Source organism: Thioclava sp. PTB-PU3-1 (assembly GCF_055666785.1).
This window is the reverse complement of the sequence record NZ_JBVNVL010000002.1, coordinates 1-14,645: the sequence shown is the minus strand read 5'-3', so window position 1 is coordinate 14,645 and position 14,645 is coordinate 1. Positions and strand designations below refer to the sequence as shown.

Here is a 14,645-nt window from a genome sequence, read left to right as displayed (position 1 = left end):
CCGTTCTCTGTCCGGCGATGCCCCGTGCAGCCAAGGCATGGCGAGAAAGAGATCAAGGCGATGCCGTAGCACCGCCTCGTCTTGTTTCAGCTATTCATTATTCATTCCAGCTTTTCACAAGCTCGTCGTAATCGACCGTGATCGGCTTTTCGCTCTCGTTGTCCAGCTTAAGCTTGGGCGACTGCGAGCCATTGTCGACCGAATACTTATGCCACCATTCGAGATCGTGCTTGTCAGCCATTTTCGGCCCCTTGTCGCCTTGGACACCCGCACGCTCGAGACGCTCAAGCACCTTTTCCTGAGCTTCGCAGAGCGAGTCCATGGCTTCCTGGACGGTTTTCGCACCCGAAGACGCATCTCCGATATTCTGCCACCACAGCTGCGCCAGTTTCGGATAATCCGGCACGTTGGTGCCCGTGGGCGTCCACTGAACGCGAGCGGGCGAGCGGTAGAATTCGATCAGACCGCCCAGATCGGGCGCGCGATCGGTGAAGCTCTTGTCCTGGATCGTGCTTTCACGAATGAAGGTCAGACCCACTTGGCTCTTCTTCACGTCGACGAGTTTCGACGTCACGAACTGAGCATAGAGCCACGCGGCCTGTGCCCGCTCGAGCGGAGTGGATTTCATCAGCGTCCACGAACCCACGTCCTGGTAGCCGAGCTTCATGCCCTTCTCCCAGTAAGCGCCATGCGGCGACGGTGCCATGCGCCACTTCGGCGTACCATCCTCGTTCACGACAGGCAGACCCTTCTTCACCATGTCGGCGGTGAAGGCGGTATACCAGAAGGCCTGCTGGGCAACCTCGCCCTGCGCCGGAACCGGTCCAGCCTCGGAGAAGGTCATGCCCTCGGCAGACGGCGGAGCATAGTTCTTCAGCCAATCGATATACTTCTGCACCGCATAGACCGCTGCAGGGCCGTTGGTCGCACCACCGCGGTCGACACAGGAGCCAACCGGCTGATCCTTGTCGTTGACCCGGATACCCCATTCGTCAACCGGCTTGCCGTTCGGCAGACCCTTGTCGCCTTCGCCGGCCATCGAGAGCCACGCATCGGTGAAGCGCCAGCCAAGCGACGGGTCCTTCTTGCCGTAGTCCATGTTGCCATAGACCTTCTTCGGACCGCCAATATAGGACATGTCGCGCCCAGTGAAGAACTTGGCGATATCCTCGTATGCCGACCAGTTTACCGGCACGCCGAGATCATAACCGTATTCAGCCTTGAAGTCGGCCTTGGTCTTTTCATCGTTGAACCAGTCGTAGCGGAACCAGTAGAGGTTCGCGAATTGCTGGTCGGGAAGCTGATAGAGCTTGCCGTCCGGCCCGGTGGTGAAGCTCAGGCCGATGAAATCCTCGAGGTCGAAATAGGGGTCGGTGACCGCCTTACCGTCGCCCGCCATCCAGTCGGTCAGATCGCGGACCTGACCATAGCGCCAATGCGTCCCGATAAAGTCAGAGTCGTTGACATAGGCGTCGTAGATATTCTCGCCCGTCTGCATCTGGGTCTGAATCTTCTCGACGACGTCACCTTCCTGAATCACGTCATGGATCACCTTGATACCGGTGATCTTCTCGAACCACGGCGCGAGCGTTTTCGACTCGTAGGCGTGGGTCGTGAGCGATTCCGAGACCACGTGGATCTCCATGCCCTGATACGGCTTCGCCGCGTCGACGAACCATTGCAGTTCCTTTTCGGCATCGGCTTGCGACAGTGTCGTCATGTCGCCGATTTCCTGATCGAGGAACTGCTTGCCCGCCTCCATATCGGCCAAGGCTGGTGACGCGACCATTAGCGCAAGCGCCATCGCGGTAGTTAAACGCAGTCTCATAGTTTCTCCTCCCTGAGTGTTTGCGTTGTTTGTTTCGGATCAGACCCAGCGGAACACGGCCGCCGCCCAGACGAAGCTGAGAATCAGCCCGCCCCAGACCGGCGCTCCCGCCATGCCCAGCCAGATCAGATTGACGAAAGCCGCCCCGAGCAGGCTGATGAACAGCCGGTCGCCCCGGGTCGTCTCAATACGAAGGATGCCGATGCGCGGCGTCTCGGGACGCTTGATACCGATCACGGTGAAGATCACCAAGAGGAGCGCAATCACCGCGAAGAACAATGCGGTCGGCCATGTCCATGCCATCCAGCTCATAGTGCTACCTCCTCAGACGCGGCCCAGGGCGAAGCCCTTGGCGATGTAGTTGCGCACGAAATAGATCACGAGCGCCCCGGGAATGATGGTGAGAACCCCAGCAGCTGCGAGCAGCCCCCAATCCACCCCCGAAGCGGAAACGGTCCGGGTCATGGTTGCCCCGATCGGCTTGGCATCGACCGAGGTCAGCGTGCGCGATAGCAGCAGTTCGACCCAAGAGAACATGAAGCAGAAGAAGGCCGCGACCCCGATGCCGGATGCGATTAGCGGCATGAAGATCTTGATGAAAAAGCGCCCGAAGGAATAGCCGTCGATATAGGCGGTCTCGTCGATCTCCTTCGGAACCCCGCGCATAAAGCCCTCGAGAATCCAGACCGCGAGGGGCACGTTGAACAGCGTATGCGCCAAAGCCACCGCAATATGCGTGTCGAATAGCCCGATCGACGAATAGAGCTGAAAGAACGGCAGGGCGAAGACCGCGGGCGGCGCCATCCGATTGGTGAGCAGCCAGAAAAACAGATGCTTGTCGCCCATGAAGTTGTAACGCGAGAATGCGTAGGCAGCAGGCAGCGCGACCGTGATCGAAATCACCGTGTTCTGGACCACGTAGATGAGCGAATTGACATAGCCCATGTACCAGCTCGGATCGGTGAAGATCTTGACGTAGTTTCCGAACGTCAGATCATGCGGCCAGAGCGAAAAGCTCGACAGGATCTCTTCGTTGGTCTTCAGGCTCATGTTCAGAAGCCAGTAGATTGGGATCATCAGGAACAGCAGGTAAAGCGCCATGACGATCGGTTGTGATTTCAGTCGCATCACTTGCCCTCCGACTTCTCGATATTGGTCATCACCGTGTAGAAGGCCCAGCTCACCAGCAGGATCACGAGGAAATACATCAGCGAGTAGGCCGCAGCGGGACCGAGGTCGAATTGCCCCAGCGCCATCTTCACAAGATCGATCGACAGGAAGGTGGTGGAGTTGCCAGGTCCGCCGCCGGTGACGACGAAGGGTTCGGTGTAGATCTTAAAACTATCCATGAAGCGCAGCAAAATCGCGATGGTCAGCACGCCCTGCATCTTCGGCAGTTCAATGTAGCGGAAAATCTTCCAGCGGCTCGCCTGATCGATCTTGGCTGCCTGGTAATAGGCGTCGGGAATGGATTGCAGCCCCGCATAGGCCAGAAGCGCGACCAGCGAAGTCCAGTGCCAGACATCCATCACGACGATGGTGATCCAGGCATCGCGGACATTGGCGGTGTAGTTGTAGTCGATCCCCAGCGCGTCGAGCGAATAGCCCAGAAGACCGATATCCACGCGCCCGAAGATTTGCCAGATCGTACCGACCACGTTGAACGGGATCAGCAGAGGCAGTGCCATCGTCACCAGACAGAACGAGGCCCAGGCGCCACGCTTGGGCATGTTGAGCGCAACGAAAACCCCGAGCGGCACCTCGATCGCGAGGATGATCGCCGAGAACATCGTCTGCCGCCCGAGCGCGTTCCACATGCGATCCGAATGCAGCATCTCATCGAACCATTCGAGCCCGGCCCAGAAGAAGACGTTGTTTCCGAACGTGTCCTGAACCGAATAATTCACCACTGTCATCAGTGGGATCACCGCCGAGAAGGCGACCAGCAACAGGACTGGCAGAACCAGCCACCAAGCGCGGTTATTCTGTGTCTTTTCCATCAGCTTGCCTCCCCGATCGGTGCGACGCGCCAATTGTCGGCGTAAATGTTGATCTGTTCAGGTGCGAGGATCAGCCGGTTCGAATCTGCGGGCACAGGCGCGCCCTCCGGCACGGAGATGTTCAGCTCTGTCCCGCCAGCCCGGGCCCGGACGATCCGGTGGCGCCCGACATCTTCGACGCGCTCGATCTGAACAGGCAGGCCATCGCCTACATCGGAGAGCGCACAGAATTCCGGACGGATGCCAAGCTGGACGCGACCTTCCAATGGCCCATTCGAATAGGCCGCGCCCAGCGGGATCTCGTAGCCGTCAATGACGGCCCGCGCCCCCGACACCTTGGCCTCGAGGAAATTCATCCCTGGAGAGCCAATGAAGTAGCCCACGAATGTATGCGCGGGCCGTTCGAACAATTCTTTCGGCGTTCCCATCTGCACGACCCGGCCTTCGGACATCACCACCACCTTATCGGCGAAGGTCAGCGCCTCTGTCTGGTCATGGGTGACGTAGATCATCGTGTGCCCGAACTCGCGATGCAGCGCTTTCAGCTGCGTGCGCAGTTCGAACTTCATATGCGGGTCGATAACGGTCAGCGGCTCGTCGAAGAGGATCGCATTGACGTCCTCACGCACCATGCCGCGCCCGAGGCTGATCTTCTGCTTGGCGTCCGCAGTCAGGCCGCGTGCCTTACGCGAAAGCACATCCTCCATCCCGATCATCGCGGCAATCTGGTCGACCCGCGCCTTGATGTAATCGGCTCTCATGCCGCGATTTTTCAGGGGAAAGGCAAGGTTGTCGCGCACTGTCATCGTGTCGTAGACGACGGGAAACTGGAACACCTGTGCGATATTTCGTTCCGCTGTCGCTGCGTGGGTGACGTCCTTTCCGTCGAAAAGGATCCGGCCCTGCGAGGGTTGCAGCAGCCCCGAGATGATGTTGAGAAGTGTCGATTTTCCGCAGCCCGAGGATCCCAGAAGCGCATAGGCGCCGCCGTCGTCCCAGATATGATCGAAGGGTTTGAGCGCCCAGTCATCCTCCGAACTCGGATCGGGCAGATAACTATGCGCGAGATTGTTCAAAGTGATTTGTGCCATTGTCTTCCCCCTCAAGCCGCCTGCGCATATGCGGCCGGAACCGCAAGAGATCCATCCTCGGAGAACAGGTAAATCCGGTCGGTATCGACCGCGATCACCACCTCGTCCCCCGTGCCGAGGTCATAGACGCCAGGGATCAAGGCGACCCAGGACTGGTCGCCGTGACGCAGATGCAGATAAGTCTCCGATCCCGTCACCTCGGTGCCGGTCAGCTGGCAGCGGAATTCGAGCGCGTTGCCATCCCCGCCCTCGCGCGCCAAGTGGACGTGATTGGGCCGGAAGCCGGCGATGTAGCGCCCTGCCTCGAGCTGCGCGAAACCGCCGTCGGCCGGCCAGCGCGCCTCTCCGCCGAAAACGAGACGGTGACCGTCGCGCGCGACGTCGACGAAATTCATCGGCGGATCCGAGAAGACCCGCGCCGTAATCTGGTCGCGCGGCTGGCGGTAGACCTCGGCGGTCGGGCCGAACTGCGTGATCCGCCCCTCCCAGAGCGTCGCGGTATTGCCACCGAGCAGCAGTGCCTCTTCCGGCTCGGTCGTGGCGTAGACGAAGATCGCGCCGGAAGCTTCGAAGATTTTCGGAATTTCGACACGCAACTCCTCGCGGAGCTTGTAGTCGAGATTGGCCAGCGGTTCGTCGAGCAGCACGAGCCCCGCGCCTTTTACGAGCGCCCGCGCCAGCGCGCAGCGTTGCTGCTGGCCGCCCGACAGCTCCAGCGGTTTGCGCTCGAGCATCGGCGTCAGCTTCATCATCTCGGCGGTCTCGCGGACGCGCCGGTCGATCTCAGAGGCCTCGCGCTTCTGCAGTCGCAGCGGCGAGGCGATGTTGTCGTAGACACTCATCGCCGGGTAGTTGATGAATTGCTGGTAGACCATCGCCACCTTGCGGTCCTGCACCCGCGCGCCGGTAACGTCCTCGCCTTCCCAGAAAACCCGGCCGGCGCTCGGCTCGTCCAGCCCCGCCATAAGCCGCATCAGCGACGTCTTGCCCGCCAGCGTCGGCCCGAGAAGCACGTTCATCGTGCCTTTCTGCAAGACGAGGTCAGTCGGATGGATGTGAATCCGCCCATCGACTACTCGCTCGACGCCTTTCAACTCCAGTGTCATGCCTGCCCCCTCATTCCGCTACCCGCGCCTGCGGATCCGCGAGACGTGTCTTCATGTATTCGGCCAATTTTTCGATCTCGGATGCGCTCAGACGGAGCCCGAGCTTCGTTCGGCGCCAGACGATATCTTCGGCCGTCTGCGCCCATTCCTTCTTCATCAGCCAATCGACCTCGGAGGCACGGAGCGTCGCGCCAAAATCCTGTCCGAGATCCTCCGCCGACTTCGCATTACCCAGAATTTCGCGCGCATCGAGCCCATAATGGCGCAGCATCCGCTCCGCCCAGGCTGAGCCCAGGAACGGGTACTCGCGCATGAGCTCGCCAAGAATTCGATCGGTCTCGGTCGGCGCGAACTCTCCGCCCGGCAAGGATGCGCGCGCAGTCCATTCGCTGCGCATATCTTGGAAATAGGGTGCGAGCTTTGCCATCGCTCCTTCGGCCAAGCGGCGATAAGTCGTGATCTTTCCACCGAACACGTTGAGCAGCGGAAGTTCCGCCTGATCGTCCAGCGAGAGCACGTAGTCGCGCGTCGCCGCCGTCGCCGAAGACGCCCCGTCATTGTAAAGCGGCCGCACGCCCGAATAGGTCCAGACAATGTCGTCCCGGGTCACCGGCGTCTTGAAATAATTCGAAACGAAAGCGCAGAGATAATCCTTCTCGGCGTCGGTGCACACGGCTTCGCCCGGCGGCCCCTGATGGTCCTGATCGGTGGTGCCGATAAGCGTGAAATCCTGCTCGTAGGGGATCGCGAAGCAGATCCGGCCATCTTCGCCCTGGAAAAAATAGCAGCGGTCGTGGTCGTAGAGCTTGCGCGTGACGATATGGCTTCCACGGACCAAGCGGATCGACTCCCGCGTGTTGATCCGCACCGTGTTGGTGATCACGTTCTCGACCCAGGGCCCCCCGGCATTCACCAGCGCGCGGGCGTAGTGTTCGCGACGCCCTTCCCTGCCTTCGGTGGTGACATGCCAAACCTCGTCGCGCCGTTCGGCTGCGACGACCTTCGTACGGGTCAGGATCGTGGCGCCGCGCGCCTCGGCATCCCGGGCGTTCAAGACGACCAGACGCGCATCCTGAACCCAGCAATCCGAATACTCGTAGGCGAGACGGAACCGCTCTTGCAGCGGTCGACCCGCCTCGTCCTCGGAAAGATCGAGAGTTTCCGTTCCGGGAAGCAGATTGCGCCCGCCAAGATGGTCGTAAAGAAAAAGGCCCAGCCGAATAAGCCAGGCCGGGCGGCGCCCTTTCATCCAGGGCATGATCCGCGAGAGCAGACGCGACGTGGGCGTGTCGCTCTCGAAACGCATGTCGGCGCTATAGGGCAGCACGAAACGCATCGGCCAGCTGATATGGGGCATGGCGTTCAGGAGTACTTCGCGTTCGCGCAACGCTTCGCGCACCAGCCTGAATTCGAAGAACTCGAGATAGCGCAAGCCACCATGAAACAATTTGGTCGAAGAAGACGAGGTCGCCTGCGCGAGATCGCCCATTTCCGCAAGCGTCACCGATAGTCCGCGCCCCGCAGCGTCCCGGGCGATACCGCACCCGTTGATGCCGCCGCCGATCACGAAGAGATCGGTCACTCGGTCGTTATTTTCGAAAGCTGGCACAGACGATCCTCCTTCGCTGCACCTACAAACGTGAGCGATTCGTTACTTTCTGTCAAAAGTTTTTTTCGTTTTTGATCGTTTTGTGGCGATTTTCTAAAATTTCGCAGGATTTTGCGCGATCTCGCAAATTGCACGAAGCGATGGCGTGACACGGGCGTGAAGCTGTGGCAGTGGGATTCAACGGAGGTCGCATGGCGCTTAATTTTCGACAGAACGAGATCCTCGAAATTGCGCGCAGCGATGGGCGTGTCGTGGTCGAAACGCTGGCGGAGCATTTCAATGTTTCGCTTCAAACCATCCGTCGTGATCTGTCGGAGCTGTCCGATGCGGGCCATCTCGACCGTGTGCATGGCGGCGCCGTGATCCGGAAAGGCGTCGTTAATTTCGATTACGAAGAACGACGCCGGATGGGAGCGGATGCGAAAGCGTCCATAGGACGCGCCTGCGCCATGGAAATCCCCGATAACAGTTCGATAATCCTTAATCTCGGCACCACGACCGAGGCTGTGGCGCGTGAACTTTGCCACCATTCGAACATTACCGTGGTCACGAATAACAGCAATGTCGCCAATACTTTGCTGGCAAACGAAAGTTGCGAAATCATGGTGGCGGGCGGCATTTTGCGTCGTTCGGATGGCGGTCTCGTCGGCGATCTCACCGCCGATTTCATGAGCCAGTTCAAAGTCGATTTCGCGGTGATCGGTGTCTCGGCACTCGATGACGAGGGAGATCTACTTGACTACGACCTGGCAGAAGTCCGGGTCAGCCGGACCATCATCCGCCAAGCGCGCAAGGTCTTCTTGGTCACGGACAGTTCGAAACTAACGCGCTCCGCCCCGGTGCGGCTCGCCTCTCTCGAAGAAATCGACACGATCTTCATCGACGCGCCGCTCTCCGATGCGCTGACCAAGCGCTGCGCGGAATGGAACACCAAGATAGTCGTTGTCCCGGGACCTCGCTGAAGGCTCGAGAAATCTTGTAGGCAGGAGCTATCGTCGGGGCCAATTTCCGGATGGTCTTGCTACGTCCCCACCGCGAACCAGGCGGCCCGCACGATAACGAACACGCAGGACTGTTTGAAACGCTCTCGGCACTGTCGTCCAGCCGGTTCCTTTGATCTCGAAAAAGATAGAGAATATGCGTTCGTTTTTCTTTCCCTCAAAACGGAAAAAAGCTACGGTCGAATCTGAAAGAATTAGCCTCGCAAGATACTGAATAGCAACGCAAAGTTATGCGAAATTTGCGCAAACCTATACGCAAAAGAACCGCAAAGCTTTGCTTGAAACTCGCCAGAATCTAATAACGAATTCAGCGTACAGCCCACAACGTTGCGCGCAGTCCTACAACTGGGTGTTGTTTCGCCTCTATCAGTTCTCGCGCGGCCCCCGCGCCTTCGAACTCCGTCCGCCGCTCGACGCGCATGTGTTGCTGACGGCGACCTCATTCAGGGCAAGCTTCAACTGAGCGCTCACTTGCCCTCGTCGGATCGCGACCGAGCCTCCAGCAGCTTCGCGAGCACCTCATCGGCGACCTCAGGCACAATCGCCGCATATTTCTCGATGATGTTTGCTGCGTGGCGCAACCCCCAGCCCATCGTGACCGCGATTTCGTTGAGCGAACACCCGGCCCGTAGCAACTCGGTCGCAGCCGTTCCGCGCATATCGTAGAGACGAAGCTCATCGCGAACATGGATCAACTTTGGATCCTTTGCCGCTGCGGCGTTCGCGCGCTCTTTAACTTTGCGAACGATATCGGAAGCGCGCACCGCCTCGAGCTGCTTTCCCTGGAGAGAAACGAATAGATACTTCTGCCCCCTCGGCGTTTCGTCGATCAACTTCGCCAATGCCGGGGTAACCGGTATGCTCGTCGCCTTTGACGTCTTCGTACGTTTGAAGAGAAGGCGGCGCCCTTTCGGCGTCTTCTGAACATTGTCACGCGTCAGAATCCCGATGTCTTGCGGCGTCAGGCCGCCCTCAGAGGCAGCTATGATGATGCGAGCTTCGCGTTCAGTAGCGACCCTCACAAGCGCAGCAAGCTCCTCTGGCAACCAGATGATCTCTGAACGATCAGACTTATAGATTCGCGGCACGTTCAGGTGATGATGGATCGCGATAGCCACATCCTCATCGCGTGCCCAGTTGAGCAAGCGGGTCACGACGCTCGTCGCATAGTCATAACTTTTCGGGGAATGAACCCATTGCTCTTTCCAAGAGCGGATTTCGCTGAGCGATGCCTTTTCTTCGAAGAGTTTGATCGGATCGACACCGAATTCTGCTTCGAAAGCGTTGAGGTATTTCACATAATCGGCTTGTGTTCGTGCCGCGAGCTTCTGAAAGTGGATCGACTTTCGGTAGCGCTCAATGACTGCGCGCGTCGATGAGGCCATGATTGGATCGGATTGCGCGCGAAGACGCCTCGGCTTCGAAGCCTCGCCAAAGGCTTGAATGTAGTCCGAGCTACCAACCGCCATTGCATCGCCGGTACGCCAAAAGCACGGACCGCCACGGTATGCATAATGGTATTCTCGGACGGCGCCGGTCGCCAAACGCTTCCGCACTCGATGAATTCCTTTAAGCCGACAGACTGTCACGACGCATCCTTCTCTGTTCTACGAGCGACAACGTGGGAGCAGCTTCGACATTCGCAGATGGGGTTTGCATGCCCTGAGCTGCATCGAGGCGAGCTCGCACGAGCTTGGGATCGTAAAGGTTTCGCCGTCCGGGAACCGGTTCGATTCCGATATCCTTGCACCACTTGCGAAAAGCCCCCTTCACGCCGTCAAAGCGCATCGCTTCAGCAAGCTCTTCGCCAGTGACGAGCCAAATGCCCTGCAGCACAGTCGGGGTTTCGAGACGTGGTTTCATCGAAATTCGCAAAGTTAGATCCCTTTGAAGAGCATCTGGTAACTTCTCGTAGGGCTCCAAAATCCGCGCACAAAATTTCTCCAAACAACTGTTCGTCTCACGTTCGGGGGCGAGGTCAACGACGGTGCGATAGGAGCCATTGACTTGGTCTCGCAGTCGGGAGATCACCTTGCCGAGCTCTTGCGCAGATGGTTCTTCGGGCTCGATCCGTGCGAGGTACCGCAGAAGATCGGCGCTCGCCTCGCGGAATTCCTCGCCGACCACCTCGCCCTTGATCACAAGTTGCTCGCAGAAATCGCGATCGCGCTCTGCGCCCCGAAGAGCGTCAGCCGGCAGCGCATGGAGAGCATCGATTGCCACGCGTGCCATCGCTTTCACATTGTCGATCCGGTTCGGTTGCTGAAACATCGGACTTCCTTTCGAAGCTGAACTACAGGCGCTGCGGCCCTCATCGAGGGGCCGCAGCGGTTGCGGTTCAGCCGCTCCCGTCAGGATCATTTCTAACCATCAGGAAATCACGCATCGCAGCGCATCTCGCCGAGCGCATCGAGCGCCTTCTGCGCCCAAAATGCTTGTCCCTCGAGTTGCGTGCGGATCCCTCTCAGATCTGTCGCGACGGCGCGCATCGCGAGATGCGGCGGGGACTCTTCGACGGAGAACCGCGGTCCGAGGCGCATGTAGCCATCTTCGAGAAATGCCCAGTCGAGATCGTCATCGAGCGCGATGAGAGCCCGAGTGATCAACGTTCGGGTCCGGCCGTTGGCTTCGGTCAATCGTCCGATCAGCGAGATGTCCTCGAATCCGGTGAAGAGCATCCAATCGTCGAGAAGCGGCGCGTTCTCGAGGTCTTTCGGGGACGGCGTCGCGGTCGCTCCGTGAACGACGTTTGCGAGCACGTTGCGCTCTTTGCGGAGTTCTTCGGCGGTGAGTTCGGAGGGATGTTTATCGTGAGTCATATGTGATCTTTCGGAGAAATTGGGGTCAGGAGACGAAGCAGGGCTGCAAGATCCGTCCGCCTCGACAAACAGGCGGACGGACGCTGCAGCCCCGATCGGCGGCGCGCGTTACGGCTGAATGAGAGGTTTCGGGCGGTAGATCGCGACACGCGGCCTCAGCCGCGACCGGACTTCACGCGGTGCGGTTGCGAGCAGCTTCTCGACTGCCTCGAATTGTTCGCGCTGCGCCGGGCCGAGGCGCCCGATACGAGCATTGCGCTCGAACAGGTCGGATCCAGTCGCGATGAAGAGCCGATGCGATGCGCGGAACATGGTGGGACGATAGAGCCCGCAAGCGGCCGCCTGGTCGTCATCGGCGATGACGATGTCATCTTCCCGCAGCAGCCGGCCCTCCGGGCTGACACCGGGCGCGACGATGTTCATCGGGGTATCGCCGATCAACCCGCGCGAGAGGAGCAAGCAAGGACGCGTGCCAGGCGGGATATCGAACTCGCCGTCGCGCCTGCGGTCGGAGCCGTAGGGGAAGCGCATGAGGAAGATATCGCCGGGTTTGAGCTGTCCCCCCGGGAGCAGTCGAAGGTATCGGTCGTGGAGCATGAGTGCCTCGTGTCGTTGATAAGAAGAACGACGCGCCGAACCTCACCAACGAACCCCGATACGGGGCATCGGGGCGTGGCTTGATTGCGTGCGTCAAAGACGCTGCACGCAAGCAAGACATGCGCCGAGGCCTGCCCTCCCGCGACCCATTGATCGCTCGCCTGCGGGCAGATCGCGCGGGTGCCGGGGAGAGCGTCGAGAGGGGTGACATCCCTCTCGACCCGCCGGGGGCGCCAGGAGAGTTCGGAGAGGGTGGCGAGCGCCTCTTCGATCCGTCGGAAGGACGCCGAGAGGGTCCGGGGAGATTGGCGAAAGTCTCCCCCGGTCCGCCGGACGGGCGCCTTAGGGTGCAGGGAAAGTGGCGCCATCTCGTTCGTCGAAGAGAAGTGTCACATCGTATTTTCGTCGCTGCAGGGAGTACCACGCGGCGGAAGGCTCAGTCGGTTCCGCTAGCGCTGACTGAGCTCGCGGATCACAAGGTCTACCGCCAATTATGGTCTCAAAATATTTTTTACTTTTCGATTTCCGTCCCGAACCGAACGAACCGATCTCCAGTGTAGAGAGCGGGATGGTCTCGCTTTCGAAGAACGGATCGCAGTGGCGATCCATGTTATGGAGATCTATTATGAAGATTGTGAAGATGAAGATTTCTGACGACGTTTTCCTCTCGGCATGGCTGGAGATTACGGGCATCTCGGGCTTGGTTCGCCTCGAAGGTGAGTTCTTCCCGGCTGCGGGCATTTTTCTTGAGAGACTCGAATATGACGCCACCGGCAAAGCACTGAGCTCAGAGGATATGCAAAAGCACCTTGAGGCTATCTTTGACAAAGTGACCGAGGCGGCATTGGAGATGCATAAGGAACTCATGTCCTAAAAAGACGCGGATTCGACTTCGAACCCTGCGCGCAAAACAAAGTGCGCGCCTTTCTCAAAGACGATCGGGGCCATCTCAACGATGGCCCCGCTGTTCGTTCAGCACCATGGGATATTCACGAGCGGGCAGACGCAAAATCACTGCAGCGCCTTCTCGAACTCGGGGCAAGTCAGCTACCTGATTAAGCTGACCTGATTGAGGATTTCTGGTCTGACTGAAATTCGTCCGGCTGCCTAATGCCGATCGCTGCCGTTCGTTATCGGCGCGGTGAGTGTCGCCTTTGGACCATCTCCATCCAAACGTCGCGACCGGCCCGATCCTGCCGTTCGAAGCGACCGACGATGCGGCACCGCAACGTCACCGAAGCGGCCATTCATGCATCGCGCAGCATCTGTCATGGGCGAAGGTCGGCAGGGCGGACTTTTCTGCCGTTCGTAGGAGCCATACAGTCGGAGTAGGATCGTGGACAACGGCTGTTACTAAGGCCGTCTCTGACAAACAGGAAGGATATTTTATGCGCTTTGTGTCAAGTATTGCGATAACTGTCGCATTAGCTTCGGCCGCGCCGGCGGACGTCTCGTTTTCGCTCGGCTTTGATACCGAAGACATGGCGATACGCACGATAGAATACGAATGCGACGAAGGGCAACCGTTCGTCGTGCACTATTTCACTTCAGAATCCGACGTGCTGGCACTGGTGCCAGTGGATGAAGATCATCGTGTATTCGTCAACGTGGTCTCCGCCTCAGGCGCCCGTTACGTGTCTGGGCGGTACGAATGGTGGACAAAGGGTGAGAATGTCACGCTGACCGATACGATCAAGGAAGAGTCCCTGCTGCAATGCACCCCAAACAATGAGTGAAACTAGGTCATGTTGACAAAAGGGATTTACACCCCGGGATAGGCGTGATTCAAGCTGGTATCTGCGATGGAGACCAGCTTGGCACGAGACCTTATGTCGGACGAGGAATGGGTGTTCTTTGAGCGGTTCATCCTGGCAGCCCGTGCCCCGAACGGGCGCAAACCGATGAACCACCGCCTTGTTCTTGATGGCGTTTTCTGGATTGCCCGCACCGGTGCGCCGTGGCGGGATCTTCCCGAGGAGTTCGGGAAATGGTCGAGTGTGTATCGGCAGTTCCGCCGCTGGACACTTGCAGGACTTTGGGAACAGATCCTGGAGGTGCTGACCGAGAGCAGGATCGTTCCCGACGCGCTGCAAATGGTCGACAGCACCGTGGTTCGTGCCCATCATCAGGCAGCGGGCGCTAAAGGGGGACTCCGCGACAGGGTCTTGGCCGTTCGAAAGGTGGTTTCACGACCAAGATCCACCTTCGCGTGAATGCCGCTGGCCTACCGATGCGAACCGACATCACGCCCGGCCAGACCTCCGACTACCTCGGCTTCGATCTCGTCATGGACGACAACCTGCCCGAACCCTCTGTTCTGCTGGCCGACAAGGGTTACGATGCTGACAGCATTCGAGAAGGCATGCGCAACCGAAATATCCAACCAGTGATCCCAATGCGGAAGTCGCGCAAGAAGCGCGTCGGAGTGGACCGGCCCCTCTATCGCCTGAGAAACCTCGTGGAGAGGTGCTTCAATAAGCTGAAGAACTCCCGTCGCGTAGCGACCCGCTACGACAAAACCGTCCAAAGCTTTCTTGGCTTCATCGACATCGCCTCGATCCGCCTCTGGCTCCGCCATTTGTCAACATGACCTA

15 protein-coding genes and 1 pseudogene are annotated in these 14,645 nt (G+C 59.0%); 5 read left to right on the top strand and 11 right to left on the bottom strand.

Going from position 1 to position 14,645, the window contains the following annotated elements; all coding sequences use genetic code 11:
• Positions 1 to 97: 97 nt before the first annotated feature.
• Genes ACZ7GB_RS05490 through glpD form a run of 7 tightly spaced genes read right to left on the bottom strand, consistent with a single transcriptional unit; the run spans position 98 to position 7,634 of the window.
• Positions 98 to 1,828 (bottom strand): ABC transporter substrate-binding protein, encoded by a 1,731-nt coding sequence (locus tag ACZ7GB_RS05490; RefSeq protein ID WP_472157923.1) that lies wholly within the window; start codon positions 1,826 to 1,828, stop codon positions 98 to 100.
• Between the two features lie 39 nt (positions 1,829 to 1,867).
• Positions 1,868 to 2,140, bottom strand: a complete 273-nt coding sequence (locus ACZ7GB_RS05485; RefSeq protein ID WP_472157922.1) for a DUF2160 domain-containing protein — start codon at positions 2,138 to 2,140, stop codon at positions 1,868 to 1,870.
• A gap of 12 nt (positions 2,141 to 2,152) precedes the next feature.
• Positions 2,153 to 2,956, bottom strand: a complete 804-nt coding sequence (locus ACZ7GB_RS05480) for a carbohydrate ABC transporter permease (RefSeq protein WP_472157921.1) — start codon at positions 2,954 to 2,956, stop codon at positions 2,153 to 2,155.
• Complete coding sequence (locus ACZ7GB_RS05475; RefSeq protein ID WP_083079934.1) at positions 2,956 to 3,828, bottom strand: carbohydrate ABC transporter permease; 873 nt, start codon at positions 3,826 to 3,828, stop codon at positions 2,956 to 2,958. Before ACZ7GB_RS05475 ends, ACZ7GB_RS05480 begins: the two co-directional genes overlap by 1 nt.
• Positions 3,828 to 4,919: an ABC transporter ATP-binding protein gene (locus ACZ7GB_RS05470; protein ID WP_472157920.1), complete on the bottom strand. Its 1,092-nt coding sequence runs from the start codon at positions 4,917 to 4,919 to the stop codon at positions 3,828 to 3,830. The genes ACZ7GB_RS05475 and ACZ7GB_RS05470 overlap by 1 nt, the downstream gene beginning before the upstream one ends.
• Positions 4,920 to 4,930: 11 nt before the next feature.
• Positions 4,931 to 6,025 carry an ABC transporter ATP-binding protein gene (locus ACZ7GB_RS05465; RefSeq protein ID WP_472157919.1) on the bottom strand — a complete coding sequence of 365 codons (1,095 nt, stop codon included), beginning with the start codon at positions 6,023 to 6,025 and terminating at the stop codon, positions 4,931 to 4,933.
• A 10-nt stretch (positions 6,026 to 6,035) separates the two neighbouring features.
• Positions 6,036 to 7,634, bottom strand: a complete 1,599-nt coding sequence (gene glpD / locus ACZ7GB_RS05460; RefSeq protein WP_472157918.1) for a glycerol-3-phosphate dehydrogenase — start codon at positions 7,632 to 7,634, stop codon at positions 6,036 to 6,038.
• Between the two features lie 191 nt (positions 7,635 to 7,825).
• On the opposite strand from glpD, the gene ACZ7GB_RS05455 reads away from it, so the two are divergent.
• Together ACZ7GB_RS05455 and ACZ7GB_RS05450 are read left to right on the top strand one after the other, a co-directional pair.
• Positions 7,826 to 8,596, top strand: coding sequence for a DeoR/GlpR family DNA-binding transcription regulator (locus ACZ7GB_RS05455; protein WP_472157917.1), 771 nt, complete (start codon positions 7,826 to 7,828; stop codon positions 8,594 to 8,596).
• A 385-nt stretch (positions 8,597 to 8,981) separates the two neighbouring features.
• A pseudogene (locus ACZ7GB_RS05450) lies at positions 8,982 to 9,098 on the top strand (protein NO VEIN domain-containing protein); the annotation flags it as partial.
• 4 nt (positions 9,099 to 9,102) lie between these two features.
• Here ACZ7GB_RS05450 and ACZ7GB_RS05445 read toward each other — a convergent pair.
• The 4 genes from ACZ7GB_RS05445 to ACZ7GB_RS05430 all read right to left on the bottom strand — a co-directional run bounded on the left by ACZ7GB_RS05445 (position 9,103) and on the right by ACZ7GB_RS05430 (position 12,051).
• Positions 9,103 to 10,104 (bottom strand): tyrosine-type recombinase/integrase, encoded by a 1,002-nt coding sequence (locus ACZ7GB_RS05445; protein WP_472157916.1) that lies wholly within the window; start codon positions 10,102 to 10,104, stop codon positions 9,103 to 9,105.
• Positions 10,105 to 10,204: 100 nt separating this feature from the next.
• Positions 10,205 to 10,906: a hypothetical protein gene (locus ACZ7GB_RS05440; protein ID WP_472157915.1), complete on the bottom strand. Its 702-nt coding sequence runs from the start codon at positions 10,904 to 10,906 to the stop codon at positions 10,205 to 10,207.
• Positions 10,907 to 11,013: 107 nt separating this feature from the next.
• Entirely contained in the window at positions 11,014 to 11,454 is a 441-nt protein-coding gene (locus tag ACZ7GB_RS05435; RefSeq protein ID WP_472157914.1) for a hypothetical protein, read from the bottom strand.
• Positions 11,455 to 11,562: 108 nt separating this feature from the next.
• Positions 11,563 to 12,051, bottom strand: a complete 489-nt coding sequence (locus tag ACZ7GB_RS05430) for a hypothetical protein (protein ID WP_472157913.1) — start codon at positions 12,049 to 12,051, stop codon at positions 11,563 to 11,565.
• Positions 12,052 to 12,676: 625 nt separating this feature from the next.
• On the opposite strand from ACZ7GB_RS05430, the gene ACZ7GB_RS05425 reads away from it, so the two are divergent.
• The 3 genes from ACZ7GB_RS05425 to ACZ7GB_RS05415 all read left to right on the top strand — a co-directional run bounded on the left by ACZ7GB_RS05425 (position 12,677) and on the right by ACZ7GB_RS05415 (position 14,641).
• Positions 12,677 to 12,925 (top strand): hypothetical protein, encoded by a 249-nt coding sequence (locus ACZ7GB_RS05425; protein WP_472157912.1) that lies wholly within the window; start codon positions 12,677 to 12,679, stop codon positions 12,923 to 12,925.
• 280 nt (positions 12,926 to 13,205) lie between these two features.
• Positions 13,206 to 13,787 (top strand): MliC family protein, encoded by a 582-nt coding sequence (locus ACZ7GB_RS05420; RefSeq protein WP_472157911.1) that lies wholly within the window; start codon positions 13,206 to 13,208, stop codon positions 13,785 to 13,787.
• 66 nt (positions 13,788 to 13,853) lie between these two features.
• Positions 13,854 to 14,641, top strand: a protein-coding gene (locus ACZ7GB_RS05415; protein ID WP_139291266.1) for an IS5 family transposase whose coding sequence is annotated in 2 segments (ribosomal slippage) — positions 13,854 to 14,193 and positions 14,193 to 14,641 — 789 coding nt in all. Because the reading frame shifts where the segments join, the coding sequence is not laid out codon by codon here.
• Positions 14,642 to 14,645: the final 4 nt, after the last annotated feature.